General features: G+C 46.4%; 18 protein-coding genes and 1 tRNA gene. 12 read left to right on the forward strand and 7 right to left on the reverse strand.

Translation table 11 applies throughout. The annotated features are described in order from the left end of the window. From napA to L5M49_RS01135, 4 genes are all read left to right on the forward strand, one after another. On the forward strand, window positions 1–2,490 hold the full coding sequence (gene napA, locus L5M49_RS01120) for a nitrate reductase catalytic subunit NapA (RefSeq protein ID WP_028760145.1): 2,490 nt from the start codon (window positions 1–3) through the stop codon (window positions 2,488–2,490). A 10-nt stretch (window positions 2,491–2,500) separates the two neighbouring features. Next, complete coding sequence (locus L5M49_RS01125; protein WP_263265287.1) at window positions 2,501–2,986, forward strand: nitrate reductase cytochrome c-type subunit; 486 nt, start codon at window positions 2,501–2,503, stop codon at window positions 2,984–2,986. An 8-nt stretch (window positions 2,987–2,994) separates the two neighbouring features. Beyond that, a complete protein-coding gene (locus L5M49_RS01130; protein WP_028760143.1) occupies window positions 2,995–3,582 on the forward strand; it encodes a cytochrome c3 family protein in 588 nt (195 codons plus the stop codon). Window positions 3,583–3,714: 132 nt separating this feature from the next. Further along, on the forward strand, window positions 3,715–4,158 hold the full coding sequence (locus L5M49_RS01135) for a DUF1801 domain-containing protein (RefSeq protein ID WP_263202870.1): 444 nt from the start codon (window positions 3,715–3,717) through the stop codon (window positions 4,156–4,158). Window positions 4,159–4,282: 124 nt separating this feature from the next. On the opposite strand, the gene asnS is transcribed toward L5M49_RS01135, so the two are convergent. Then, entirely contained in the window at window positions 4,283–5,683 is a 1,401-nt protein-coding gene (asnS, locus tag L5M49_RS01140; protein WP_105252305.1) for an asparagine--tRNA ligase, read from the reverse strand. A gap of 150 nt (window positions 5,684–5,833) precedes the next feature. Between asnS and L5M49_RS01145 the strand changes: the two genes are divergently transcribed. Continuing rightward, window positions 5,834–6,169, forward strand: a complete 336-nt coding sequence (locus L5M49_RS01145) for a hypothetical protein (protein ID WP_113939548.1) — start codon at window positions 5,834–5,836, stop codon at window positions 6,167–6,169. A 64-nt stretch (window positions 6,170–6,233) separates the two neighbouring features. Here L5M49_RS01145 and L5M49_RS01150 read toward each other — a convergent pair whose 3' ends face one another. Further along, window positions 6,234–6,821: a CoA pyrophosphatase gene (locus tag L5M49_RS01150; RefSeq protein WP_219233693.1), complete on the reverse strand. Its 588-nt coding sequence runs from the start codon at window positions 6,819–6,821 to the stop codon at window positions 6,234–6,236. Window positions 6,822–6,852: 31 nt separating this feature from the next. Further along, window positions 6,853–8,265, reverse strand: a complete 1,413-nt coding sequence (gene pabB / locus L5M49_RS01155; protein WP_263265288.1) for an aminodeoxychorismate synthase component I — start codon at window positions 8,263–8,265, stop codon at window positions 6,853–6,855. A gap of 119 nt (window positions 8,266–8,384) precedes the next feature. Between pabB and L5M49_RS01160 the strand changes: the two genes are divergently transcribed. The 4 genes from L5M49_RS01160 (at window position 8,385) to L5M49_RS01175 (ending at window position 14,077) form a co-directional block, all read left to right on the forward strand. Continuing rightward, on the forward strand, window positions 8,385–9,929 hold the full coding sequence (locus L5M49_RS01160) for a fumarate hydratase (protein ID WP_263265289.1): 1,545 nt from the start codon (window positions 8,385–8,387) through the stop codon (window positions 9,927–9,929). Between the two features lie 316 nt (window positions 9,930–10,245). Beyond that, window positions 10,246–12,297, forward strand: a complete 2,052-nt coding sequence (locus L5M49_RS01165; RefSeq protein ID WP_263257045.1) for an alpha/beta hydrolase family protein — start codon at window positions 10,246–10,248, stop codon at window positions 12,295–12,297. 224 nt (window positions 12,298–12,521) lie between these two features. Next, window positions 12,522–12,980: a GNAT family N-acetyltransferase gene (locus L5M49_RS01170; RefSeq protein ID WP_263265290.1), complete on the forward strand. Its 459-nt coding sequence runs from the start codon at window positions 12,522–12,524 to the stop codon at window positions 12,978–12,980. A 161-nt stretch (window positions 12,981–13,141) separates the two neighbouring features. Then, the gene (locus L5M49_RS01175; RefSeq protein ID WP_263265291.1) at window positions 13,142–14,077 is read left to right on the forward strand and encodes a M14 family metallocarboxypeptidase; all 936 of its coding nucleotides are present in this window, start codon (window positions 13,142–13,144) and stop codon (window positions 14,075–14,077) included. Between the two features lie 277 nt (window positions 14,078–14,354). Here the strand turns inward: L5M49_RS01175 and adhE are convergent, their stop codons facing one another. Then, window positions 14,355–16,958, reverse strand: coding sequence for a bifunctional acetaldehyde-CoA/alcohol dehydrogenase (adhE, locus tag L5M49_RS01180; RefSeq protein ID WP_263265292.1), 2,604 nt, complete (start codon window positions 16,956–16,958; stop codon window positions 14,355–14,357). Window positions 16,959–17,276: 318 nt separating this feature from the next. Here adhE and L5M49_RS01185 point away from each other — a divergent pair, with 318 nt between their 5' ends. From L5M49_RS01185 to L5M49_RS01195, 3 genes are all read left to right on the forward strand, one after another. After that, window positions 17,277–17,909 (forward strand): YchE family NAAT transporter, encoded by a 633-nt coding sequence (locus L5M49_RS01185; protein ID WP_006081420.1) that lies wholly within the window; start codon window positions 17,277–17,279, stop codon window positions 17,907–17,909. A 281-nt stretch (window positions 17,910–18,190) separates the two neighbouring features. Then, window positions 18,191–20,185 (forward strand): methyl-accepting chemotaxis protein, encoded by a 1,995-nt coding sequence (locus L5M49_RS01190; RefSeq protein WP_263265293.1) that lies wholly within the window; start codon window positions 18,191–18,193, stop codon window positions 20,183–20,185. Window positions 20,186–20,398: 213 nt separating this feature from the next. Continuing rightward, a tRNA-Ser gene (locus L5M49_RS01195) sits at window positions 20,399–20,486 on the forward strand. Window positions 20,487–20,631: 145 nt separating this feature from the next. Here L5M49_RS01195 and L5M49_RS01200 read toward each other — a convergent pair. The 3 genes from L5M49_RS01200 to L5M49_RS01210 all read right to left on the reverse strand — a co-directional run bounded on the left by L5M49_RS01200 (window position 20,632) and on the right by L5M49_RS01210 (window position 24,181). Next, a complete protein-coding gene (locus L5M49_RS01200) occupies window positions 20,632–21,522 on the reverse strand; it encodes a DMT family transporter (RefSeq protein WP_263265294.1) in 891 nt (296 codons plus the stop codon). A gap of 693 nt (window positions 21,523–22,215) precedes the next feature. Continuing rightward, on the reverse strand, window positions 22,216–22,716 hold the full coding sequence (locus L5M49_RS01205) for a peptidylprolyl isomerase (protein ID WP_105252328.1): 501 nt from the start codon (window positions 22,714–22,716) through the stop codon (window positions 22,216–22,218). A 61-nt stretch (window positions 22,717–22,777) separates the two neighbouring features. Continuing rightward, window positions 22,778–24,181, reverse strand: a complete 1,404-nt coding sequence (locus tag L5M49_RS01210; protein WP_263265295.1) for a DEAD/DEAH box helicase — start codon at window positions 24,179–24,181, stop codon at window positions 22,778–22,780. Window positions 24,182–24,290: the final 109 nt, after the last annotated feature.

Consider the following 24,290-nt stretch of genomic DNA (forward strand, 5'->3'; position numbering starts at 1 on the left):
ATGAACAGACGTGACTTTATCAAGGCCAATGCGGTGATTGCCGCTGCAGGCGCCGCTGGTTTAGCCTTGCCCGCAGGCGCAAGCAACTTAATTACCAGCTCAGAACAAACTAAATTAGAGTGGAATAAAGCCCCATGCCGTTTTTGCGGCACGGGCTGCTCTGTGATTGTCGCAACTCGCGACGGCAAAGTGGTTGCCACCCATGGCGATGCCAACAGTGAAGTGAACCGTGGGCTCAACTGTATCAAGGGCTATTTCCTGTCGAAAATCATGTATGGCAGCGATCGCTTAACCACGCCTATGCTGCGGATGACAGATGGCAAATACGACAAGCACGGTGAGTTTTCGCCCATCAGTTGGGACAGTGCCTTCGACATCATGGCGCAAAAATGGAAAGAGACCATCAAAGCCAAAGGGCCAACTGCTGTGGGCATGTTTGGCTCGGGCCAATGGACTGTGTGGGAAGGTTATGCTGCCGTTAAGTTGATGAAAGCGGGGTTTGGATCGAATAATATCGATCCGAATGCGCGTCACTGCATGGCGTCAGCCGTGGTCGGGTTTATGCGCACCTTCGGTATCGACGAACCTATGGGTTGCTATGACGATATGGAAGCCGCCGATGCCTTCGTCCTTTGGGGCTCGAATATGGCGGAGATGCACCCGATCCTCTGGAGTCGAGTGACTGACAGACGTCTCAGTGCCAGCCATGTAAAAGTGGCCGTGTTGTCGACGTTTGAACACAGATCCTTCGATTTGGCCGACTTGCCGATCGTGTTCACCCCACAAACCGATTTAGCCATTTTGAACTACATAGCTAACTACATCATTCAGAATGATAAAGTGAACTGGGACTTCGTGAAGAAACACGTTAACTTCCGTCAGGGCACAACAGATATTGGTTATGGTTTACGCCCGACACATCCCCTTGAGAAAAAAGCGAAAAATGTTAAAACGGCGGGGGATTCAACCCCAATTGATTTTGAGACATTTAAAGCCTTCGTGGCGGATTATAGCGTCGAAAAAGTCAGTAAGTTGTCGGGCGTACCCGAGGATAAACTGATTGCGCTGGCCAAGCTGTATGCCGATCCCGACATCAAAGTGACCTCATTTTGGACCATGGGTTTTAACCAACATACCCGAGGTGTGTGGTGTAACAACCTGATTTATAACATTCATCTCTTGATGGGTAAAATTTCAACGCCAGGTAACAGTCCATTCTCTTTGACGGGTCAACCATCAGCCTGCGGCACTGCTCGTGAAGTAGGGACGTTTTCCCACCGTTTACCCGCCGATATGGTCGTGACCAATCCTGAACACAGAAAGCATGCCGAAGACATTTGGAAGATCCCAAGCGGCATTATTCCACCTAAACCCGGTTATCACGCTGTCGAGCAAAACCGTCGTCTAAAAGATGGCGACTTAAATTGTTACTGGGTGCAAGTGAACAACAATATGCAGGCGGGCCCAAACATCAATGAAGAAGGTTTACCGGGTTACCGTAACCCTGCCAACTTTATCGTGGTGTCCGATGCCTATCCGACGGTGACGACTCAAGCTGCCGATTTGATTTTGCCCACCGCTATGTGGGTGGAAAAAGAGGGCGCCTACGGTAACGCCGAGCGCCGTACTCAGTTTTGGCATCAAATGGTGCAGGCACCGGGTGAGTCCCATTCGGATCTGTGGCAATTGATGGAGTTTGCGAAGCGTTTCACCACAGACGAAGTCTGGCCTAAGGATGTATTAGCGGCGAACCCTGAGTTTAAAGGCAAAACCCTATTCGAAGTCCTGTATCAGAACGGTAATGTTGATAAGTTCCCGCTGGCGGATGCCGATCCTAAATATTTGAACGATGAGGCTAAACACTTTGGCTTCTATGTCCAAAAAGGCTTATTCGAGGAATATGCGACCTTTGGCCGCGGCCATGGCCACGATCTCGCCCCATTTGATGTTTACCATGAGGCTCATGGTCTGCGTTGGCCTGTGGTCGATGGTAAAGAAACCAAGTGGCGCTTTCGTGAAGGCACAGATCCTTATGTTAAAGCAGGTAAGGGCTTTGAGTTTTACGGTCATCCCGATGGTCGTGCGGTGATTTTCGCTTTGCCCTATGAACCTGCCGCAGAAGCGCCCGATGAAGAATATGATATCTGGTTGTCGACGGGGCGAGTGCTGGAACACTGGCATTCGGGTTCTATGACCCAACGTGTGCCTGAGTTATATCGTGCCTTCCCCGATGCCGTATGTTTTATGCACCCTGAAGATGCGAAAAAACGCGGTCTGCGCCGTGGCGATGAAATTCGCGTTGTGTCCCGTCGCGGTGAAATTAAGACCCGAGTTGAAACCCGTGGCCGCAATAAACCGCCCGTGGGTTTAGTGTTCGTGCCTTGGTTTGATGCTAGCCAGCTCATTAATAAAGTCACTTTAGATGCGACAGATCCCTTGTCAAAACAAACTGACTTTAAAAAGTGTGCGGTGAAGATCGTCAAGGTTTAAGGAGAACACGATGAAAACCCTAAAATTAGTCTCAGCGATCGGTTTATTGGTATTTGGCTCATTCATCATGACCAGTGTGTCTGCCGCCAGTATTCCCGAAGATAAAATTGATACCCTGCGCCAAGCGCCTATCAATGTCGAGCCTACGCCACCTGCGATGCAAAGTGTGCGTAATACCGATGTGAAGGAAGTGCGCAGCTATCCCATGCAACCACCGGTGATCCCACACAAGATCGACGGCTATCAGCTTGATCTTAAAGTGAACAAGTGTATGGCTTGCCATGCTCGTAGCCGCATTGGGGATTCGCAAGCGCCTATGGTCAGCGTCACGCATTTTATGGACAGGGACAATAACTTCTTAGCCGAGTTATCGCCGCGCCGCTATTTCTGCACTCAGTGTCATGTGACGCAGTTAGATGCCAAGTTACTGGTCGAAAACGACTTTGTGGATATGGAACATCTGATCAAAGCCAACACTGAGCAGAAAAAACACTAGGAGTTAGCATGTTAGATAAACTGAAAAAAATCTGGCAGGTACTCAATCGTCCGAGTGTGCATTACAGTTTAGGTTTTTTGACCTTAGGTGGTTTTGTGGCTGGGGTGATTTTCTGGGGCGGATTTAACACTGCCCTAGAAGTGACCAACCAAGAAGCTTTCTGTATCGGTTGCCATGAGATGGAAAATAACGTCTATCAAGAGTTACAGACGACGATTCATTTTACTAACCGCAGTGGCGTGCGTGCGACGTGTCCTGATTGCCACGTACCGCATAACTGGACCGATAAAATTGCCCGTAAGATGCAGGCATCTAAGGAAGTGTGGGGTAAGGTTTTTGGGACAATTAATACCCGTGAGAAGTTTGAAGATAAGCGTCGTGAACTGGCAGAACATGAGTGGGCAAGGTTAAAGGCCAATGATTCGCTCGAGTGTCGTAACTGCCATAACTTCACTTACATGGACTTTACTCGCCAATCACCCAGAGCGGCGCAGATGCACTCAACGTCACTGGCAAGCGGCGAAAAGACCTGTATCGACTGCCACAAGGGGATTGCTCATCATCTCCCTGATATGGCCGGTGTGAAGGGGTTTTAATCTAGGGCGCAGTGTTTATCCGTGTGACTTAGCCTTGCTAAGTTGGACAACTCCAGCAAAAGGTCAAGCGTACTCCACGCTTGGCCTTTTTATTTGCACGCCACTTATTTCTTGGATGGATGCTTCAACTGGGTGTTATTCAGTCCGATTAGCGCGCTACAATCGGGCTGGGATAGTCTTGCTTGTATGAGAGGTGAAGAGATCATGATGGAAGAGCAACCGCAACTTGAAAAACTGTTAGAAGATATTTTATGTACCAGCCCTAGTCTGTTTGAAATAGTGCAGGGGGTGCGACAGGAGGTCAAAACTGCCGCTACCACATCGTCGCGGGCCATTACTGAAGCCGTTAAATACGGCGGTATACTCTTTAGCACCAAAGCCAGTTTTGGTGGTGTGTTTGCCTATAAACAGCATGTTTCATTGGAGTTTAGCTTAGGCGCGAATCTTAGCGATCCTCATCAGGTACTCGAAGGCAGTGGCAAATTTCGTCGCCATATTAAGTTGGTGTCAATCGATGATATTGCTGCCAAGCGAGTCGCGGAATATATTGCGCAGGCGTTGAGTCTGGCGGATTAATGGTTGTTTGCCGCGTGATGTGACTAAAACGGACGAACAAAAAAGGAGCTGAATATTCAGCTCCTTTCGTTTTGCTAAGGCTTAATAGAGATGTCTTAGCTATGCAGTCCCAAGTTAAGGGAGATTAGAAGTTCGCAGTGCGCGGTGCACGTGGGAAAGGGATAACATCACGAATGTTGTTCACGCCCGTCACGTAAGATACTAAACGCTCAAACCCTAGACCAAAACCTGCATGTGGCACTGTGCCATAACGGCGCATATCACGGTACCACCAGTAATCTTCTTGGTTCAGATCCATTTCGGCTAGACGCATATCTAGCACGTCTAAACGCTCTTCACGTTGAGAGCCACCGATGATCTCACCAATACCTGGGGCTAACACGTCCATCGCGGCAACGGTTTTACCGTCATCGTTTAAGCGCATGTAGAAGGCCTTGATATCTTTTGGATAGTTCTTCACTACCACAGGGGCTTTGAAGTGTTCTTCGGCTAAGTAACGCTCATGCTCAGAAGATAAATCGATACCCCAAGACACAGGGAACTCGAAGGTTCTGCCACAGTTTTGCAGAATTTCAACCGCATCCGTGTAATCTACTTGAGCAAAATCGCTTGAAACGAAAGATTGCAGACGGTCGATCACAGTCTTATCAACGTGTTGGGCGAAGAAGGTTAAATCGTCCATACGCTCAGTCAATACGGCATTGAACGCGTATTTCAACATAGCTTCGGCAAGGCCAGCTATGTCGTTTAAGTTAGCGAAGGCGACTTCAGGCTCAACCATCCAGAATTCCGCTAAGTGGCGGCTAGTGTTTGAGTTTTCAGCACGGAAAGTCGGGCCAAAGGTATACACTTTTGAAAGTGCACAGGCGTAGGTTTCAGCATTCAACTGGCCTGATACGGTCAGGAAAGCTTCTTTACCGAAGAAATCTTTATCGTAATCGACTTTACCCGCTTCAGTACGCGGCAGGTTTTCCATATCTAAGGTCGATACGCGGAACATTTCACCGGCGCCTTCGCAATCTGATGCTGTGATAAGTGGGGTCGATACCCAAATAAAGCCTTCTTCGTGGTAGAAGCGATGAATCGCTTGGGATAGACAGTTACGCACGCGGGCAACGGCACCAATAATGTTAGTACGTGGGCGTAAGTGCGCTAATTCGCGTAAATGTTCAATTGAATGACGCTTAGCGGCCATTGGGTAAGTGTCTGGATCATCAACCCAGCCAGCGACTTCAAGTTCAGTCACTTGCAGCTCAAATGCTTGGCCTGCACCAGGAGATTCCACCACGTCGCCTGTCATCACAACAGAACAACCCGCAGTCAGCTTTAACACTTCGTTGTCGTAATTATCTAAGCTATTGGGCACGACACCTTGGATAGGATTAAAGCAAGAGCCGTCGTAAACAGCTAAAAAAGAGATGCCGGCTTTAGAGTCACGACGGGTTCTGACCCAGCCACGCACTGTGACTTTAGAACCGACGGCGTGCTCACCTTTAAATACAGATGCGACAGATGCAATGCTCATTGTTGCTTAATTCTCCAACGAAACGTTTTATATGAAAATTTTGGAGGTTTATATTACCTTGCTGGTGGCTTTTCTCAAGCTGAAAAAGGTATCCTGAGGTTAATAATATCGATATTGAGCGATATAGTGAGTTAAACGGCGGGAGGCGGTATGAGCAAGACTAGAATATTTCAAATTATCCTTGCGACCTTATCCATTTTAGGCTGGGCAATAGCCGTCTATGCGCTATTAGTGTTTAGTGATGCAAGGCCAGACCGTGAAGTTGGGGCCTATTTGACCCGTGGCGCGACATTTAGAGTCCATTGGGATCCACATGAAACCCAATTATTGCAGTATTTGATTTGGGTTTGTGGCGGTATTAGTTTGGTCAGTTTAGCGTTTAACTATTATGTCGCCCATCACAGTCGTATGGGTTATTGGTTTAATATTCCCATGTTGCTGCTAACGTCGATTGTCGCCGGTTTGTATATCCATTTGGTGGTTTAAGCTAGCCATTGTTTGGCTAATTTAACAGTTTGGCTTTTTAACGGTTTAGCAATGGCAAGTGAAGTCAGAGGATATCGGCAGGAATACTTAATTGGCGGCACAGATGGTCGATAATCGCGGCAGTCGCACCCCAGATAAACCGTTGTTGATAGGGAATAAAATGCACGCTGTAATAGCGCCCTTGGCGTAAAAAGCGTTTTTGGTGGCGATTATTCGGTTCAATAAAAAAGCTTAATGGCACGGTAAAGCAATCGGCTACCTCACCGGGATCGAGTTTTAAATCAAATGCCTGCTTGATAATGCCTATCACAGGAGTGATTTCAAACCCTGTGAAGGTATTGTGGGCTGGAAACGTGCCCACCACGTCGACGTTATGCCTTGAGAGTCCAATTTCCTCTTCTGCTTCCCTTAACGCGGCCGCAATCGCATCAATATCATAGGGCTCAATTTTACCGCCAGGGAAACTGATCTGCCCCGGATGGGCGCGCAGATGCATCGGTCTTTGGGTTAAAATCAGATTCAGCTCACCGTTAATCTCCAGCAGTGGGATCAACACCGCGGCTTTGCGCAGTCCAAGGTGAGGAAATGCCGCTGGATCTTGCCGCGCTAAAGGGTGCAGATTAAATCTGAGTCTAAATTCCGCTTGATCCATCGACGTTCTCGTGACTGTTTAGTATTAAAGCTTACGGCTTTTGTGACGCAGCGCCAAGCAAAGGTAAAATACGGCTGATCTTATCAAAGGTTTCTTGGTACTCAGCATTCACTTCTGAATCCGCCACTATGCCGCCGCCAGCCCAGCAATAGAGTTTGCCCTGTTCTGCCACAATAGTGCGAATGGTGATACTGGTATCCATTTGACCGTCTTGGCTGATATAACCCATAGATCCACAATAAAGGCTGCGCCGTGAAGGTTCGAGCTCTTCAATAATTTCCATGGCGCGAATTTTCGGTGCGCCGGTAATTGAGCCGCCGGGAAACGCTGCATGCAGCAAATCACTCGCCGTGAATCGGCTATCAAGCTTGGCAGTCACCGTACTGACTAAGTGATGCACCGCAGGAAAACTTTCAATCTCAAATAGATGCGGTACACGTACTGAGCCTGCTGCCGCCACTTTGCCGATATCATTACGCAGTAAATCGACAATCATGACATTTTCGGCGCGATCCTTTGGTGAGTTTGCCAGTGTATTGGCGGCTTTCACATCCAATGCGGGATCGGTATGACGCGGCAGTGTGCCTTTGATGGGTTTGGTTTGAATATCGTCACCGCGAAGCTGAATAAAGCGCTCGGGTGAAATCGACAAAATCGTGTTTTGCGGCAGACGCATAAAGGCCGAGAAGGGCGCTTTATTGGCATTGCTCAGTTGGCTATAGGCCGACCACTCATCGCCTTGATAATGGGCTTCGAATCTTTGGGTTAAATTTATTTGATAGCAATCACCGCTGTGCAAATAGGCTTGAACTGCTGCAAATTTGGCCGTGTATTGAGCTTTGTCTATTTGTGCTGCCCATGGGCTAGTGAGCATGAATGCGGCGGAATTTGGCTTTTTAGTGATTTTATCTTGAATTTTATTCAACTCAATGTCGAGTGCCGCTTCACCTAAATAGTGCAATAAATGCCAACACTGGGCTTGGTAATCAAAAACTAACGCCCAGTCGTAAAAGCCGATGTTCATCTCTGGCAGTTGTATATCTTGCTTGGCCGTTATCGGCAGGGATTCAATTCTGCGGCCTAAATCGTAGCTAAAACTGCCCATTGCGCCACCACTAAAGGGCAAATCACAATCAAAAGATTTTGAATACCAATGGGTTAATAAAGTGTTGAGTAACTCGAAGGGATCACGGTTTGGGTCTATTGCCTCGGGTAAGCTCAAGCTCGTATCGATGAGCTTTATATCGCTACGCTCGCCCTGAGTCACTAACGTTGCGATAGGATTGGCGCAAATGATGTCGAATCTGGCGTCTTGATGCGGCGCGTTCGCCGAATCTAACAGAATTGCCCAAGTGTCATTTGCAAAGTGTTCGAACAGTGCTGCGGTACTTAATGTCCAGTCAAGTTGGCGTGATGCAAGCTGTTTTGACGCCCTAATTGCCATCGATTAACCCTATTCAAAATGTGATGTAGCCCAAAAAGATGTGAAAGAGTATCATATTGGCCCAGAAAGAATTAAACAAAAACAAGTTAGGCCGCAAAGGCTGCTGGAGCGCTCCTACTATGTCATCTCACCATAAAATGTCTGAAACTTCTGTGATTAAACAAGCCGACTTTATTGAAAGTGTGGCGGATGCTTTGCAATACATTTCTTATTACCACCCGAAGGATTTTGTTGATGCCATGAGCCAAGCTTATGAGCGTGAACAAAGTGCGGCGGCGAAGGATGCGATTGCCCAGATCTTAATTAACTCGCGTATGTCGGCCGAAGGTAAGCGTCCTCTGTGTCAAGACACTGGGATTGTGACCACTTTCGTGAAAGTGGGCATGGGTGTCCAATGGGACAAAACCGATATGACGATTCAGGAAATGGTCGACGAAGGTGTTCGTCGTGCCTATACCAATCCTGATAACCCACTGCGCGCATCAATAGTGTCAGATCCTGCGGGCAGCCGTAAAAATACCAAAGATAACACGCCATCTGTGGTGCATATCGACATGGTGCCAGGCAACCATATCGAAGTGGCGATTGCGGCTAAAGGTGGCGGCAGTGAAAACAAAGCTAAGATGGTGATGTTAAATCCATCTGACGATATCGCCGCTTGGGTAGAAAAAACGCTACCGACCATGGGCGCGGGCTGGTGTCCACCGGGTATGCTGGGTATAGGCATTGGCGGCACAGCAGAAAAAGCGGCCGTATTAGCCAAAGAAGCGCTGATGGAAAGCGTGGATATCCATGAGTTGATGGCCCGTGGCGCGCAAACGACCGAAGAAAAGCTGCGGTTAGACATTTTTGAGCGCGCGAATAGCTTAGGCATAGGTGCCCAAGGTCTTGGCGGGTTAACCACAGTGTTAGACGTTAAAATCAAATCGGCGCCCACCCATGCGGCGTCAAAGCCAGTGGTGATGATCCCTAACTGCGCGGCTACACGCCACGTGCATTTCCATTTAGATGGCTCAGGTCCTGCGGAATTGACGCCACCATCATTGTCTGATTGGCCAGAAATCACCCGTGAAGTGGGTGATGATGTGCGCCGCGTTAACTTAGATACTGTGACTCAAGCGGATATCGAGCAGTGGCAGAGCGGTGAAACCATTCTGCTGAGCGGTAAAATGCTCACAGGTCGTGATGCTGCCCATAAGCGCATTCAAAGCCTGATTGAAAGCGGTGAAGGTCTGCCAGAAGGCGTGGATTTTACCGGTAAGTTTATTTACTACGTTGGCCCCGTTGATCCAGTCGGTACTGAAGTTGTCGGTCCTGCGGGCCCAACCACAGCAACTCGTATGGATAAATTTACTGACTTAATGTTAGAGAAAACGGGCTTGATGGGCATGATAGGTAAAGCTGAGCGCGGCCCAGCGACGGTTGAATCGATCAAAAAACACAAAGCGGTATATCTAATGGCCGTTGGCGGCGCTGCGTATTTAGTGTCTAAAGCGATTAAACATTCTCGCGTCGTGGCCTTTGCTGATTTGGGCATGGAAGCGATTTACGAGTTTGATGTGCAAGATATGCCAGTGACTGTGGCTGTGGATTCGCATGGTGTGAACGCCCATGAAACTGGCCCAGCAATTTGGAAAGTGAATATTGCCAACGCGAAAGCGTAAAGGTGAGGATGCAGCGGATTGAACTTGATGGCTTTTTAAGCAAAATAGCTTAAGTTTGAGTTCTGATATCTGTTCTTGAGGTAAAACGTTGCGCCACTGACATTTTGTCACAAAAAAATACGCTCAGGTTCGCCATTTGGCTTGCCTGAGCGTTTTTGTTTCGATAGTGTGGCAAGCTTATCTTCGAAAGATACGATCTCAGATCGTTTTTAACATTCGTGCGGTTGCAACTCAGTAGAACTATTGCAATTTCAATAGAACCCTTGCAATGATTGACGCAACTATCGAACCAGTTTAACCAAAGACGGACATAACAATGAAAATAGCTCCTCTCCTATTGGCGCTCGGCGCTGCGGGACTGGCGTTATCAGCCCAAGCGGCCGATCCAACGCCTTTTACTGTGCAACAACTCATTAAACTCAATAAGATGCACTCTGCGACTGTGTCCCATGATGGCACTAAATTAGTTTATGGTCTTAAAACGGTAAACGATAAGGGAGAGGCCAGCTCGGATCTGTATCTATTAGATTTGATAGACACGAAGGCGAAACCACTGCAATTGACCTCTGCCACGGGCACTGAGCACGATGTGAGCTTCGCCAATGACGACAAGTCGATTTATTTCCTTGCCAGTCGCAGTGGTTCAAGCCAGTTATTTCAACTGCCATTAACGGGCGGTGAAGCGGTACAAGTTTCTGATTTACCTTTGGATATTGATGGCTACAAATTATCAAACGACGGTAAACAAGTTGTACTCAGCATGCGTGTATTCCCCGAGTGTAAGGACTTAGCCTGCTCAAAGGATAAATTTACCGCCGAAGCTGAGCGTAAATCGACTGGCCGTGAATACAAGCAGTTAATGGTTCGCCATTGGGATACGTGGGAAGACCACGCCCGTAACCACTTATTTGTTGGCGCTGTAAACGGTGAAAAACTGACTAAAGTAGTGGATGTGACTCAAGGTTTAGATACTGAAACGCCGCCAAAACCTTTCTCGGGTATGGAAGAAGTAACTTTCACCCCAGACGGTAAGTTTGTGGTTTATAGCGCGAAAGCCCCTAGCAAAGATCAAGCTTGGACCACTAACTATGATTTGTGGCAAGTGCCAGTGACAGGCGGCACCGCAACCAACTTAACCAAAGACAATCTTGCATGGGATGCGCAGCCAACATTTTCGAGCGATGGTCGTTACATGGCCTATTTAGCAATGAAAAAACCGGGTTTTGAAGCAGATCGTTACGGCATTATGCTGCGCGATACTAGCACAGGCCAAACCAAAGAAGTTGCGCCATTATGGGATCGCAGCCCAAGCTCACTGATGTTTGCTCCTGACAATCGTACCTTGTATGTGACGGCACAAGACCTAGGTCAAGTCTCTATTTTCCAAGTGAATACCCAATTTGGCGATGTGCGTTCTGTCTACAGTGATGGCACGAACAGTTTAATTGCGGTCACTAACGAACAACTGATTTTCGATAGCAAAACCTTAGTTGAACCGGGCGATCTCTATAGCATTACGACTGAAGGTGAAGGGCTTAAACGTCTGACCGAAGTGAATAAAGACAAATTGGCCGAGATCAAGTTTGGTAAGTTTGAACAGTTCAGCTTTAAAGGTTGGAATAATGAAGACGTTTACGGTTACTGGATCAAACCGGCGAACTACCAAGAAGGGAAAAAATACCCAATTGCCTATCTCGTTCACGGTGGGCCGCAAGGTTCATTTGGTAATGCCTTCAGTGGTCGTTGGAATGCCCAATTATGGGCGGGTGCGGGTTATGGCGTCGTTATGGTAGATTTCCACGGCTCTACCGGTTACGGCCAAGCCTTTACGGATTCAATCAGCCAAGATTGGGGTGGTAAGCCATTAGAAGATCTGCAAAAAGGTCTAGCGGCGGTGAGCCAGCAACAAAAATGGCTCGATCCGCAAAACACCTGTGCGCTCGGCGGTTCTTACGGCGGCTACATGATGAACTGGATCCAAGGTAACTGGAACGACGGTTTCAAGTGCTTAGTTAACCACGCGGGTCTGTTCGATATGCGTTCTATGTATTACGTGACTGAAGAAGTGTGGTTCGCAGAGCATGAGTTTGGCGGCACTTATTCAGATAACAAAGCCTTATATGAGAAGTTTAACCCAGTGAATTATGTTGAAAACTGGAAAACACCCATGCTGGTTATCCACGGTGAGAAGGACTTCCGCGTCCCATATGGTCAAGGTTTAGCGGCATTCAGTTTTATGCAGCGCAAAGGGATCCCATCTGAGTTATTGATTTTCCCTGATGAAAACCATTGGATCTTAAAACCTGAAAACTTAGAGCAATGGTATGCTAATGTCTTCGGTTGGATGGACCGCTGGACTAAGCAATAACGACCCGTGCGTTTATGGGCTTTGCACCGACGAAAGCCCATAGAAGCAAGGCTCGTCCGATAGGGTTATCATCGGCGAGTTGGCTATTAGAGTGTTTTAAGCGGAGCGCTTTAAATAAGCTAAGCGTTTTCAATTAAGTGCACTTTGTTCAGCGTTTTAACAAAGCCAGAACTCTGTTCTGGCTTTTTATTATGTCATGAAATGTTTTTAATCAAGGAGTTAAGATGAACATTCGAGCCGCAACCTTAACTGACATCCCTGAAATAAGCGTATTACTCACTCAATTAACCCAAGAATTTATCGCCCCAACTTGCACTGCAGAGGGCGCTGCAATCTTAGTTAATGCCATGTCGATAGAAGCGATTGGTAGCTACTTTGCTATGGGTTATCAGTACCATGTTGCCATAACGGACTCGGGCCAACTCGCAGGTGTAGTGGGGATGAAGACGAATAGTCACTTATACCATCTCTTTGTCGCCTCCCATGCGCAGGGGCAAGGCGTGGCGCGAATGTTGTGGGAACATGCCAAAGCTCAATGTTTAGCCCAAGGCAATTCGGGCATATTTACCGTGAACTCGGCGCTGAATGCGCAGGCTGTGTACTTAGGCTTTGGCTTTGTGCCCCTTGGACCCGAGCGAGAACGCGGCGGGATCCGTGATATTCCCATGCAGCTAGTGCTTTAGGTTGACTGTACTCATTTATCATCCAAACACGAGCACTATTATTCGACTGAATAGTAATTCAACGAAAAAGCTTGAGCGAAAAGAGTTTGAACGAAAGCACTAGAGTGCAAATAACTTGAATAAAAAGAACTTTACCGAATAGAACTAAAAATAGAGGAATTATGGCAAATTTAACCTTTTATCCCATCGGCACCGCTGGTGAAAAATGGGGCGAGTCTGAAAAAGCCGCATGGCTGGCGAGCACCCAAATCAAGCGTTCGTATCAGGACGATGTCGTGACGCCACTCAAGGCGATGGAAGCTGCACTCTTGGCACTTGGGCTTACCGTTGTGCAATATGGCGCCTTATCGATTAATGCCGATCGTTACCCATTATTTGCGGTAAAAAGCCAGCAGTTTGATCCACAAAAGCCAACCGTGCTCGTGACTGGTGGCGTGCACGGTTACGAAACCAGCGGTGTTCATGGTGCCCTGGCATTTTTAGCGGATAAGGCGGCTCATTATGTTGATCGCGTCAATCTTGTGATCGCCGTGTGCGTGAGTCCTTGGGGTTACGAAACCATCAATCGTTGGAACCCTAAGGCTATCGATCCTAATCGTTCATTTTATGCCAACAGTCCAGCGGAAGAATCGGCGGCCTTGATGGCCTTAGTCGCATCCGTAGAGCAAGATTTTGATGTGCATGTGGACTTACATGAAACCACGGATTCCGATGAATTAGAATTTCGTCCAGCACTTTGCGCCCGTGATGGAAAAGAGTACGTCAAAGGAACTATCCCAGATGGTTTTTATGCTGTGGGTGATACCGAAAACTCAATGGATGCCTTTCAGAAAGCCATTATTGATGGTGTGAGTAAAGTGACGCACATTGCTCCTGCCGATGAGAAAGGCGAGATCATTGGCTCGACTGTGGTGCAGCACGGGGTGATTAACTATCCGCTTAAGTCATTAGGGCTTTGCAGCAGTGTCACTGGCTGTATCTATAACACAACGACAGAAGTGTACCCAGATAGCCCAACGGCCACGCCTGCCGAATGTAATCTGGCGCAGGTTGCAGCCATCACCAGCGCCATTGATTATGTACTGGCACAGCGTTAGTCACAGTTTGTTGTGATGTTCAGCTTAGTGATCGTAAGTGAGTGATGCCCAGTTGAGTTAGCTGCTAGTGAAGTCATTTTGCGTGCGATCGATTAACGCATCGACTCCTTAATTAGGTCATTCACGGAACATCACGCAATAAAAAACCCTCATTCGAGGGCTTCTTCATTTATGTCGCGCGGCTTTTATTAAGCACGAGCCTAGCATTGGCAGGCGATAACCTAGTTGTTGTCGCGCGGCTTTTATTAAGCTCGTGCCTAGCATCGGTAGGCGATACCTAGTAGTTGTCGCTATAGTTACGGCCATAGTAGCTATCGAGGAATAGTTGTTTCAGCTCGTTAATCAAGGGGTAACGTGGGTTGGCACCGGTACATTGATCATCGAACGCATCTTCGGCTAATTCATCTAACTTGGCAAGGAAGTCGGCTTCGTTGACACCGGCTTCTTGGATAGAAGCAGGAATGCCAATCGTCTTCTTGAGGTGTGTGATTTTCTCAAGCAATTTTTCGACTTTTTCTTCATCCGTCTTTCCGCCTAGTTTCAAGTGATCTGCGATGGCAGCATAACGGCACAGGGCTTTTGGCCTGTCGTATTGGCTAAAGGCCGCTTGCTTAGTGGGCAGATCCGTTGCGTTAAAGCGTATTACGTTGTTGATCAGCAGCGCATTGGCTAGGCCATGGGCGAGATGGAACTCGGCGCCCAGTTTGTGTGCCATTGAGTGGCAAATCCCAAGGAAAGCGTTAGCAAAGGCGATACCCGCAATAGTGGCGCCATTGTGGACCTTTTCACGGGCGACAGGTGATTGTGAACCCAAGTTGTAGGCATCGGGTAAATATTTGCACAGTAAGTCGAGGGCTTGTAGCGCTTGGCCATCGCTGTACTCATTCGCCATCACGCTGACATAGGCTTCTAATGCATGGGTCACCGCATCTATGCCACCAAAGGCGGTGAGGGATTTAGGCATGTCCATCACAAGATTTGGATCAACAATCGCCATATTGGGCGTGAGTTGATAGTCGGCAATCGGGTATTTTTTACCGGTAATTTCGTCTGTCACTACCGCAAAAGGCGTGACTTCTGAACCTGTACCTGAGGTAGTTGGAATTGCCACCATCATGGCTTTGGTGCCCATTTTGGGGAATTTGTAGATACGTTTACGAATGTCCATAAAGCGCAGTGCGAGATCGGCAAAATCCACATCTGGATGCTCGTACATTACCCAAATAATCTTAGCCGCATCCATTGGTGAGCCGCCGCCGAGCGCAATTATCACATCGGGTTTAAAGCTTTGAGCGACCTTAGCGCCTTGACGGACTATGGCTAGAGTGGGATCGGCTTCAACATCGTAAAAGATTTCGGTTTCAAGGCCTTGTGCCTTTAAAATCCGCATGGTTTCGTCGCAATAACCGTGGTTGAACAAAAATCTGTCTGTGATGATCAGCGCGCGTTTTTTATCGTTCAGTTCTTCGAGCGCGATGGGTAAACTGCCGCGGCGGAAATAGATAGATGCAGGAAGTTTATGCCACAACATGTTTTCGGCCCTCTTAGCGACGGTTTTTTTATTGATCAGATGACTCGGGCCAACGTTTTCTGAAATCGAGTTGCCGCCCCAAGAACCACAGCCTAAAGTGAGTGACGGTGCCAGTTTGAAGTTGTACAGATCGCCAATGCCGCCCTGTGAAGCTGGGGTGTTGATCAAAATACGCGCCGTTTTCATTCTAAAACCAAAGGCATGCACACGTTCTGTTTGGGTATCTTGGTCGGTATAAAGCCCTGATGTGTGGCCAATGCCGCCAAGCGCGACTAAGGCTTCGGCTTTATCCATGGCATCGTTAAAGTCGCTGGCGCGGTACATACCAAGCAGTGGTGATAATTTTTCATGGGCGAAGGCCTCACTGTCGCAAATGTCGGTGACTTCACCGATCAACACTTTGGTCCAGTGCGGCACTTCAAAGCCCGCCATTTGCGCGATACTGGCGGCGCTTTGGCCAACGATATCGGCATTTAAGCCACCATTTTTTAAAATGACCTGCTGCATCGCCGCGGTTTCATCCTTCGATAGCATATAGCCGCCGTGAGTCGCGAAACGCTCTTTGACTTGCTCGTAAATACTATCAACCACAATTACCGCTTGTTCTGACGCACAAACCACACCGTTATCAAAGGTTTTCGACATGAGAATCGAACTGACTGCGCGTTTTATGTCGGCGGTTTCATCGATAACAATAGGCGTGTTACCCGCACCGACGCCAATAGCAGGTTTACCGGAAGAGTAGGCGGCTTTTACCATGCCTGGGCCACCGGTTGCGAGAATTAAATTGATCCTTGGGTGTGTCATCAATTGATTTGACAGTGCGACGCTGGGTTCATCAATCCAGCCAATAATGTCTTTGGGCGCGCCAGCAGCAATGGCTGCATCAAGCACTAATTTTGCTGCCGTTGTGGTAGATGTTTTGGCTCTAGGATGGGGCGAGAAGATGATCGCGTTACGGGTTTTAAGGCTGATTAAAGCCTTAAATATCGCTGTCGATGTGGGGTTAGTGGTGGGCACTATGCCACAGATGATGCCGACGGGTTCAGCAATGGTGATAGTACCGAAGGTGACATCTTCAGATAAAATTCCACAGGTTTTTTCATCTTTGTATTTATTGTAAATGTACTCAGAGGCAAAGTGGTTTTTGATCACTTTGTCTTCAACGACACCCATGCGGGTTTCTGCGGCTGCCATTTTCGCCAGCGAGATACGCGCATCGGCAGCGGCAAGGGCGGCTGCGCGGAAAATGTTATCGACTTGCGCTTGGCTGAACGTCGCATACTCGGCTTGTGCTTTTGCCACACGCTCGACCATGAGATCCAGTTCTTGTGCATTGGTCACTGTCATGATTAATACTCCTAAAAAGATTTAGTGAATCAAGTCATTCACTAAATCCTCTTTATGGTAGAAAATTACACCTAAAACCGCGTTGAAAGTGTGATATTACCGACAATATCGGGCTTTTATGTAATAAAACTACACTTAGGGTAACTTGTTTGTTTAAAATTGCGCTGAAAATGCATCGGCTTCGATAACTAAATATTATTCGAAGTTGTGATTTAACCTCAAAAATCTCATTTTTCAGTCAATAGCGCTTGAGATACTATACTTGCCCTCAAGCATATTTTGATGAAGACGGCGTGACACGCACATAAGGATAGTCCCTTGGAGTTAACTCTTTACGTTAAATTTTTTCTTGGCCTCGTTGCTATCATCAATCCGGTTGGTTTGTTGCCTGTGTTTGTGAGCTTAACCAGCCATCAAACGGAGGCTGAGCGGAATCACACGGGTAAAGTGGCCAACTTTGCGGTTGTGGTGATCCTCTTAGTCACAATTGTGGCGGGGCAGCACATTCTGAATATGTTCAGCATTTCGTTATCAGCCTTTAGGATCGCGGGTGGCAGCTTGATTGCCATTATTGCGATGTCGATGTTGCAAGGTAAATTAGGCGAAGTGAAACGCAACCAAGAAGAAGACCGAGAATCCTCGGCAATGGAATCGGTGGCGGTGGTGCCTTTGGCCTTGCCACTGATGGCGGGACCTGGTGCTATCAGTTCAGTAATTGTCTTTGCCGCCGAGCATAATTCATTGTCGAACATTATTGCCATGTTCATCACTGTGATTGTGTTTGGTTTAGTCAGTTTTGGCCTGTTTAGAATGGCATCCATCATTTATAAAATTTTGGGTAAGACGGGGATTAACGTGATTACCCGTCTTATGGGGCTATTAATGCTATCCATAGGTATTGAAGTGATTGCGGCAGGTGTTAAGGGATTATTTCCGCAACTCTTTAGCTAAGAATTACTCCGCAGGATTCATCGTACTTTTATCAATAAACGCACAGGTATTATTCCTGTGCGTTTTTATTTGTACGCTAATTTTTTTGAATTTTATCGGTTTACCCTGAGTGCACTTGATAAGTCAGCGCTTTTTTTCACCTTTAAAGAAAGGCATGAAGTCGCCGTTTATCAGTATATTAGCGACTACTTTTCTACAAACCTTAGTCGTCCTATGCATAATCTTATGCTATACCTAGTGTTCGCTAATTTAGTTAAAAATTCGTTTAAAAGGAAATTTCTATGAAATGGCAATGGATTGGTAATCTCAGTCTAAAACAAAAATTATTAATGGTCGTTTTGCCTCCCTTATTAGCTTGTTTCCTCTGCGGCTCCCTTTACCTCATTGAAAAGTATGAATATAAGCAGGATTTAACCTTAGTGGTACAATTGAGTGAGTTGGCTGTGACAAACAGTAATTTAGTGCACGAATTACAAAAAGAGCGCGGAATGAGCGCTGGATTTCTTGGCTCTGCGGGAAAAGCCTTTGCCGCGAAAATCCCTAGTCAAAGACAGCTTACGGATACACAGCTGAATCTCTACCAGCAATTTATCACCCAAAATCAGCTACCAGCGATATTTGCTCCTAAGCTTAAGGAACTTAATTCACAGTTAGGTCGATTAAATTCAATTCGCTCACAGGTGGACAGTTTAAGTATCAGCGTTGCCGACGAAGTCGCCTATTACACAGAATTAAATAAGATATTACTGGCGATAGTCGATGAAACCGCAAAAACGGGTGCCAACCAAGAAATCGCTATCAAAGCCGCAGCCTTTAGTGCCTTTTTGCAATTGAAGGAGAGGGCGGGGATTGAAAGGGCGGTACTCAGCTCAACCTTTGGTCAAGCCGGATTTAAGCCTAAGGTTTATGCAAAATTTATCACTTTAGTCTCGGAGCAAAATACCTACCAAGAAAGGTTTTTAGCCTTAGCCTCAATGGATTTATCCGCTGCATTTAACCGTTTACAGAGTTCAGCTGCAATGCATGACGTTGAACTGTTACGTCAAATTGCGTTTGAGCAAGATAATCAAAAAATTCAACAACAAAGCCCAGAAGATTGGTTTAGTAAATCAACCGCGCGGATTGAGTTATTACGTGAGTATGAGCAACAGGTTTCAGCTGATTTACTCAAGATCACCCATGAGAGATTATCCTCAGCAAATGAGAAAATGTTCTTAGTGCTCACGACCTTAATCTCAGTATTAGCGATAGTCTTGATACTGAGTTTATCTGTGATCCGCTACTTGCACGACAGTGTGCATCATTTGTATTCGACTATTACACAAGCCCGTAAAAATTATGATTTGAGTGTGCGTTTGACTCAAACAAGCTCGGATGAGTTTGGTGAACTTGCCATTGCCTTTAACGACATGATGAGTGATTTTGAAAAGGTTATCCTACATGTGCGTGCTAGCGGCGCGAAACTACAGCAAGCGGTAGCCCAAATGGACCTTTGTACCCACGCCATGGAGCAAGATGTGATGGCGGGTCACAGCGAGGCAGAGCAAGTAGCCTCAGCTATGACAGAAATGAGCGCGACAGTGACCGAAATTGCCAGCAATGCCGTACAGGCATCCGAAGCGTCCTCGGCCGCTAATCGTGAGGCAAAGTCAGGTAACGTTGAAGTTGGCCGTACAGGTATATCAATTAAGGCTTTGGCAGATGATATTAGTGGTGCATCTCAAGCGATAAATGAATTGGATAAAGAGATCCACGGTATAGTCGTTGTGCTCGATGTGATCAGCAGTATTGCTGAGCAAACCAATCTACTGGCGCTCAATGCTGCGATTGAAGCGGCACGAGCAGGGGAAATGGGCCGCGGTTTTGCCGTTGTCGCTGATGAAGTCCGCAGTTTAGCGCAGCGCTCGCAAACTTCTACTTCCGATATTAAAAATATGACCGACAGATTAAAAACGGGGGCGAGCATTGCAGTAAAAGCCATGGAAAGGGGCTTGGCACAGGCAAACAACAGCGTTCATGAAGCTGAGAAAGCGGGTATCGAACTGAAACGTATTGTAGAGCAAGTCGACATCATTGATCGAATGAACGAGCAAATTGCCACCGCAACCCACGAGCAATCGGCGGTATCCGAAGACGTAAATCGTAATGCACTGAAGATCAGTGAGATTTACCTTAATACCCAAAGGATCTCCGATGAGCTTAGGGAACTGACCAAAGCCCTAACGTTTGACGCAAATTTAATGTCAAAAGAAGTACACAAATTTACCGTCAATTAACGGCATAAAACGGTGAAAAGATTCAGGAAATGACGCTGGTTTGTTTAGCAATTGTGCAACCGCCTGAAACTGAGTCTTTTTTACTTGACCCCCTTTAGGCTTTTGCGTACAGTACCGCTCCGTTAACGATGAAAGCCTGTCGGCAAGGCTATACGAAATCGTTAGTGATTCTTGAACGTGAAAGATTAACCACGCTAACATAAATCGACATATGGTGAGGTGTCCGAGTGGCCGAAGGAGCACGCCTGGAAAGTGTGTATACGGTAACGTATCGAGGGTTCGACTCCCTCTCTCACCGCCAAATTAAAGCAAAGGGAATAAGTATCTTACTGGTTCCCTTTGTTGCTTTGGGGCAAAAACGGGGCAAAATTGCCGTTTTTTCTCCTTTTGTGTCCTTGGTAAAACCAAGCATTTCTGACACTCGATTAGCTATTTTTTGCGAGTCCTTAGGTTTTTGCCGCATTAGGTATGTTATTCGTCTTCATTCTTTTACGCGCTTGAACTAAGGTATAGCCGCCACTTAATACTATGAGTAGGCTTCCCAGAATAGTCAGCAAATCTGGGGATTCTCCAAATATAAATATTCCTAAAGCTAAGGCAAAGAGTAAACGCGTATAACGAAAGGGGCTTACCACCGATACATCTCCAGTGCGCATGGCGATTGTCAGCGCATTATAGGCCATTACACCAAAGATGATTGCTCCAATTATCTGTATCGCTGCGTTTGCACTAAACTGTATAGCTTCATTTTGGTACATCAGTATTGCTAAGCCAGTAGGAATCAACACAAAAAAACCATACACTCCAAGCTGCATATTAGATAATACGGGAGAGGCTGCGCGTGTTGCTAAATCGCGTCCTGCAAAACCTAAGGTAGCGATAACGGCGAATAAAGATGTGGCCTCAAAACCATCAAGTCCTGGACGAATGATCATCAGCACGCCCATAAAACCAATCAATACTGCAAGCCATCTCTTGTGATCCACTTGTTCACCGAACAACAATGCCGCGCCAAGCATGGCGATTAAAGGTGTGGCTTGCAAAATAGCGGATGCACTTGAGAGTGGTGTTAACGTGATGGCTAAAGCAAAACAGAATCGGCCGACGATTTCACATAGTGCACGTACTAATATGGGGGTAGACAAGACTGCAGGATGAAGCACAGTTTCACCCTTTCGCCAGGTTAACAGTATAAAAATCAACATTCCACCTAGGCCAAATAACGCTAAAATGAGGCCGATAGAGGTGGTTTCTGCTGCGGATTTGATCAGCATGTCTTCAATAGAAAATGCTGCCATCGCAGCAACCATAAACAGACTACCTTTTCTATTATTCAAAATAAATTCCCTAAATGCTTAGACGCTATCTCTAGTCAAAAAGTTTTGTCATGAGAGTTCTGGTTTCATCAACAAAGACACAGAAGTTACGATATAGCTTATTAGAATCCAATAGAAACATCATTTTCTGATCACTATAGCAAGCTTTCTCTGCTTATCTGAATAGGGTTCGTAGCTTAAGTTAACAATGATTCTGGCTTAAAAATAAATAGGGATAATAAGCATTAGCAAGAAACGATAATAGATACAGAAATGGTTTTTTTATCTATATCAGATGGCAAGTTAAGCCTCTTTTTACAATGAGGATTATGGTTGGTGTATCATTTTAATATTATCAAATTGTGCGGCTAGTCTAAGATATTGATGTCAGGGATGTGCTGCTGTTTTTCAGCTTTTATGATGAATAACATTGTTTGAAAGAGGTCTATATTGTTTGAAAGAAGCCTATATTGTGAGGTTAATTTGATGTGTAGTAGTCTTAAGTAAAATAATGGAAACGCTTAAATAATCCATCAGTTGATTTTATACTAAGTGATTTTGTATTGGGGATTTAGTGTTTTTAGGTTTATATAAAATGAATTTGCGTTGAATTGTACAGGACAGTTCACTAAATAACTTTGAGGAAATGATTAATCGCTCAATTAAAAATGCGCGATTAATCATATTAACGAAAAAGTCTTATTGTTTTAAAAATTAACTTTGGATATTAATCGTTACTTTCTCGATGACGATAGGTTCACGGGGCACGTCTTCGTGGCCAGCGACCGTGGTGGTTTTGACTTTCTCAATCTGCTGAATAATGTCCATTCCCGCCGTAACCTTACCAAATACCGCGTAGCCCCAACCGTTATTGGTGGTGGCGGTATGGTCTAAAAAGTCATTATTGGCTGTGTTAATGAAGAATTGCGCGGTGGCCGAGTGAGGTGCATCGGTGCGAGCCATAGCGATTGTGCCTATGGTGTTACTTAGGCCTTTGTTGGCTTCGTTAACGATAGGCTCGTGGGTCGGTTTTTCCTTCATTTTTGCGGTAAACCCGCCGCCTTGGATCATAAAGCCTTTGATCACTCGGTGAAAAATCGTGTGTTCAAAGAAGCCTTCTTCACAATAGCGGACAAAGTTTTTTGAACTGACAGGCGCATGTTCAAAATCGAGTTCTATAGTGATGTCGCCTAGATTGGTGCTAAATGTAATCATGCTAATATCTTCTATCTTAATGAGTTTTTATATCTAATAAGTCACGACTTGTACTGAGTCATTACTTGGTTTTAGGGCCGCTATTCCACGGATTAAAGGGCGCGCTGCGACCCGTTGTCTCGTTACCGTTGTCAGTCTGAATAGATTGCGGCCGTGTTATATTAGCTTTAACCTCTGGTTTTGATTTCGCGCTGCGATGCTTTTTCGCATGGGCGGTTTCAAAGGAGCCTTCTTTCGCGGGGCGCGAGGATCTGGCCTCAGGTGCCCGAGCTTTAAAGGTTTTTGGCGTAGTATTTTTGGGCACAAAATCGAGAATAGACACAGGCACTTCTTTGTTTGGCACAAAGCCTTCAATTTCTTTACGCACTATGAGGTGACCTAGACGGCGCTCGATAGCACATAGATTCCTAAAATCATCTTTAGAAACAAAAGAGATGGCTTCGCCGCAGGCGCCAGCACGACCGGTTCGGCCGATACGGTGAATATAATCATCGGCTTCATCGGGCAAATCATAATTGACCACACGGGTGAGGGCATCGATATCGATACCGCGGGAAGCAACGCCAGTCGCGACTAAAAAGCGTAGTTTGCCAGATTTAAAATCCACTAATAATTGCTCGCGTACCGCTTGGCTGCGACCGCTGTGAATGGCTTCGGCGGCAATGCCACGTTTTTCGAGTTGACTAACCAGTTTGGCGGCGCCTTGTTTCGTCTGGATAAAGATCAGTGCCTGTTCCCACGCTTGTTCAGTGATGAGTTTGCTTAACAGTGCCGACTTTTTATCTTTATCGACAGTGATCAACCATTGGTCGATTTGCGGTGCGTTTGCGCTGTCGCGGGCAATTTCAATTTCGACTGGGTTTTCAACCGCTGTTTTCGCTAAAAAGCGCACTTGCTTAGATAAGGTTGCCGAAAACAACAGATTTTGGCGTTCTGTTGGCAGACGTTCGATGATCTTATTGATGTCTTCGATAAATCCCATATCGAGCATTCTATCGGCTTCATCTAGGACTAATACCGAGATTTCATCGAAATGAATCGCTCTTTGGGTGTACATATCGAGCAATCTACCGGGTGTTGCCACCAGAATATCGACGCCTTCAATAAGACGTTGTTTCTGCGGTGCGGAATCCACGCCACCATACATGGCCATAGACGTCAGCGGCAGGTATTTTGCGTACTTGGCAATATTGTCTTCTACCTGAACGGCCAATTCGCGGGTTGGCGTTAAGATTAATGCACGAACGCGTTTAGCACGGATTTTCGGCATGTCGGCGAACATTTGCAGTATTGGCAACACAAAACTGGCGGTTTTACCTGTACCTGTTTGCGCGCCAGCAAGCAGATTTTTGCCTTTCAAGATCACCGGAATGGCTTTTTCTTGGATCGGAGTAGGTTGTGAATAGCCGAGCTCAGTGATGGCTCTTAAAATCGGATCGCTTAATCCAAGTTTGGAAAATGGCATTGAATGTCTCAGGTAAAGGGTCAGGTCAATAATGTATAAGCAAACTGTTACGCTAAAGCATGAACAGTAGATCAGGGCGATATTATAGCAGGAGGTGAAACAGAATAGG

Origin of the sequence: Shewanella sp. SM74, from assembly GCF_025653725.1 — a bacterium.
Lineage (GTDB): Bacteria > Pseudomonadota > Gammaproteobacteria > Enterobacterales > Shewanellaceae > Shewanella > Shewanella oncorhynchi.

Excerpts from the sequence above, each read along its gene's own strand:
- napA (WP_028760145.1), top strand. The coding sequence starts at position 1 with ATGAACAGACGTGACTTTATCAAGGCCAATGCGGTGATTGCCGCTGCA.
- L5M49_RS01125 (WP_263265287.1), top strand. The coding sequence starts at position 2,501 with ATGAAAACCCTAAAATTAGTCTCAGCGATCGGTTTATTGGTATTTGGC.
- L5M49_RS01130 (WP_028760143.1), top strand. The coding sequence starts at position 2,995 with ATGTTAGATAAACTGAAAAAAATCTGGCAGGTACTCAATCGTCCGAGT.
- asnS (WP_105252305.1), bottom strand. The coding sequence starts at position 5,683 with ATGAGCATTGCATCTGTCGCATCTGTATTTAAAGGTGAGCACGCCGTC.
- L5M49_RS01145 (WP_113939548.1), top strand. The coding sequence starts at position 5,834 with ATGAGCAAGACTAGAATATTTCAAATTATCCTTGCGACCTTATCCATT.
- L5M49_RS01150 (WP_219233693.1), bottom strand. The coding sequence starts at position 6,821 with ATGGATCAAGCGGAATTTAGACTCAGATTTAATCTGCACCCTTTAGCG.
- pabB (WP_263265288.1), bottom strand. The coding sequence starts at position 8,265 with ATGGCAATTAGGGCGTCAAAACAGCTTGCATCACGCCAACTTGACTGG.
- L5M49_RS01160 (WP_263265289.1), top strand. The coding sequence starts at position 8,385 with ATGTCATCTCACCATAAAATGTCTGAAACTTCTGTGATTAAACAAGCC.
- L5M49_RS01165 (WP_263257045.1), top strand. The coding sequence starts at position 10,246 with ATGAAAATAGCTCCTCTCCTATTGGCGCTCGGCGCTGCGGGACTGGCG.
- L5M49_RS01170 (WP_263265290.1), top strand. The coding sequence starts at position 12,522 with ATGAACATTCGAGCCGCAACCTTAACTGACATCCCTGAAATAAGCGTA.
- L5M49_RS01175 (WP_263265291.1), top strand. The coding sequence starts at position 13,142 with ATGGCAAATTTAACCTTTTATCCCATCGGCACCGCTGGTGAAAAATGG.
- adhE (WP_263265292.1), bottom strand. The coding sequence starts at position 16,958 with ATGACAGTGACCAATGCACAAGAACTGGATCTCATGGTCGAGCGTGTG.
- L5M49_RS01190 (WP_263265293.1), top strand. The coding sequence starts at position 18,191 with ATGAAATGGCAATGGATTGGTAATCTCAGTCTAAAACAAAAATTATTA.
- L5M49_RS01205 (WP_105252328.1), bottom strand. The coding sequence starts at position 22,716 with ATGATTACATTTAGCACCAATCTAGGCGACATCACTATAGAACTCGAT.
- L5M49_RS01210 (WP_263265295.1), bottom strand. The coding sequence starts at position 24,181 with ATGCCATTTTCCAAACTTGGATTAAGCGATCCGATTTTAAGAGCCATC.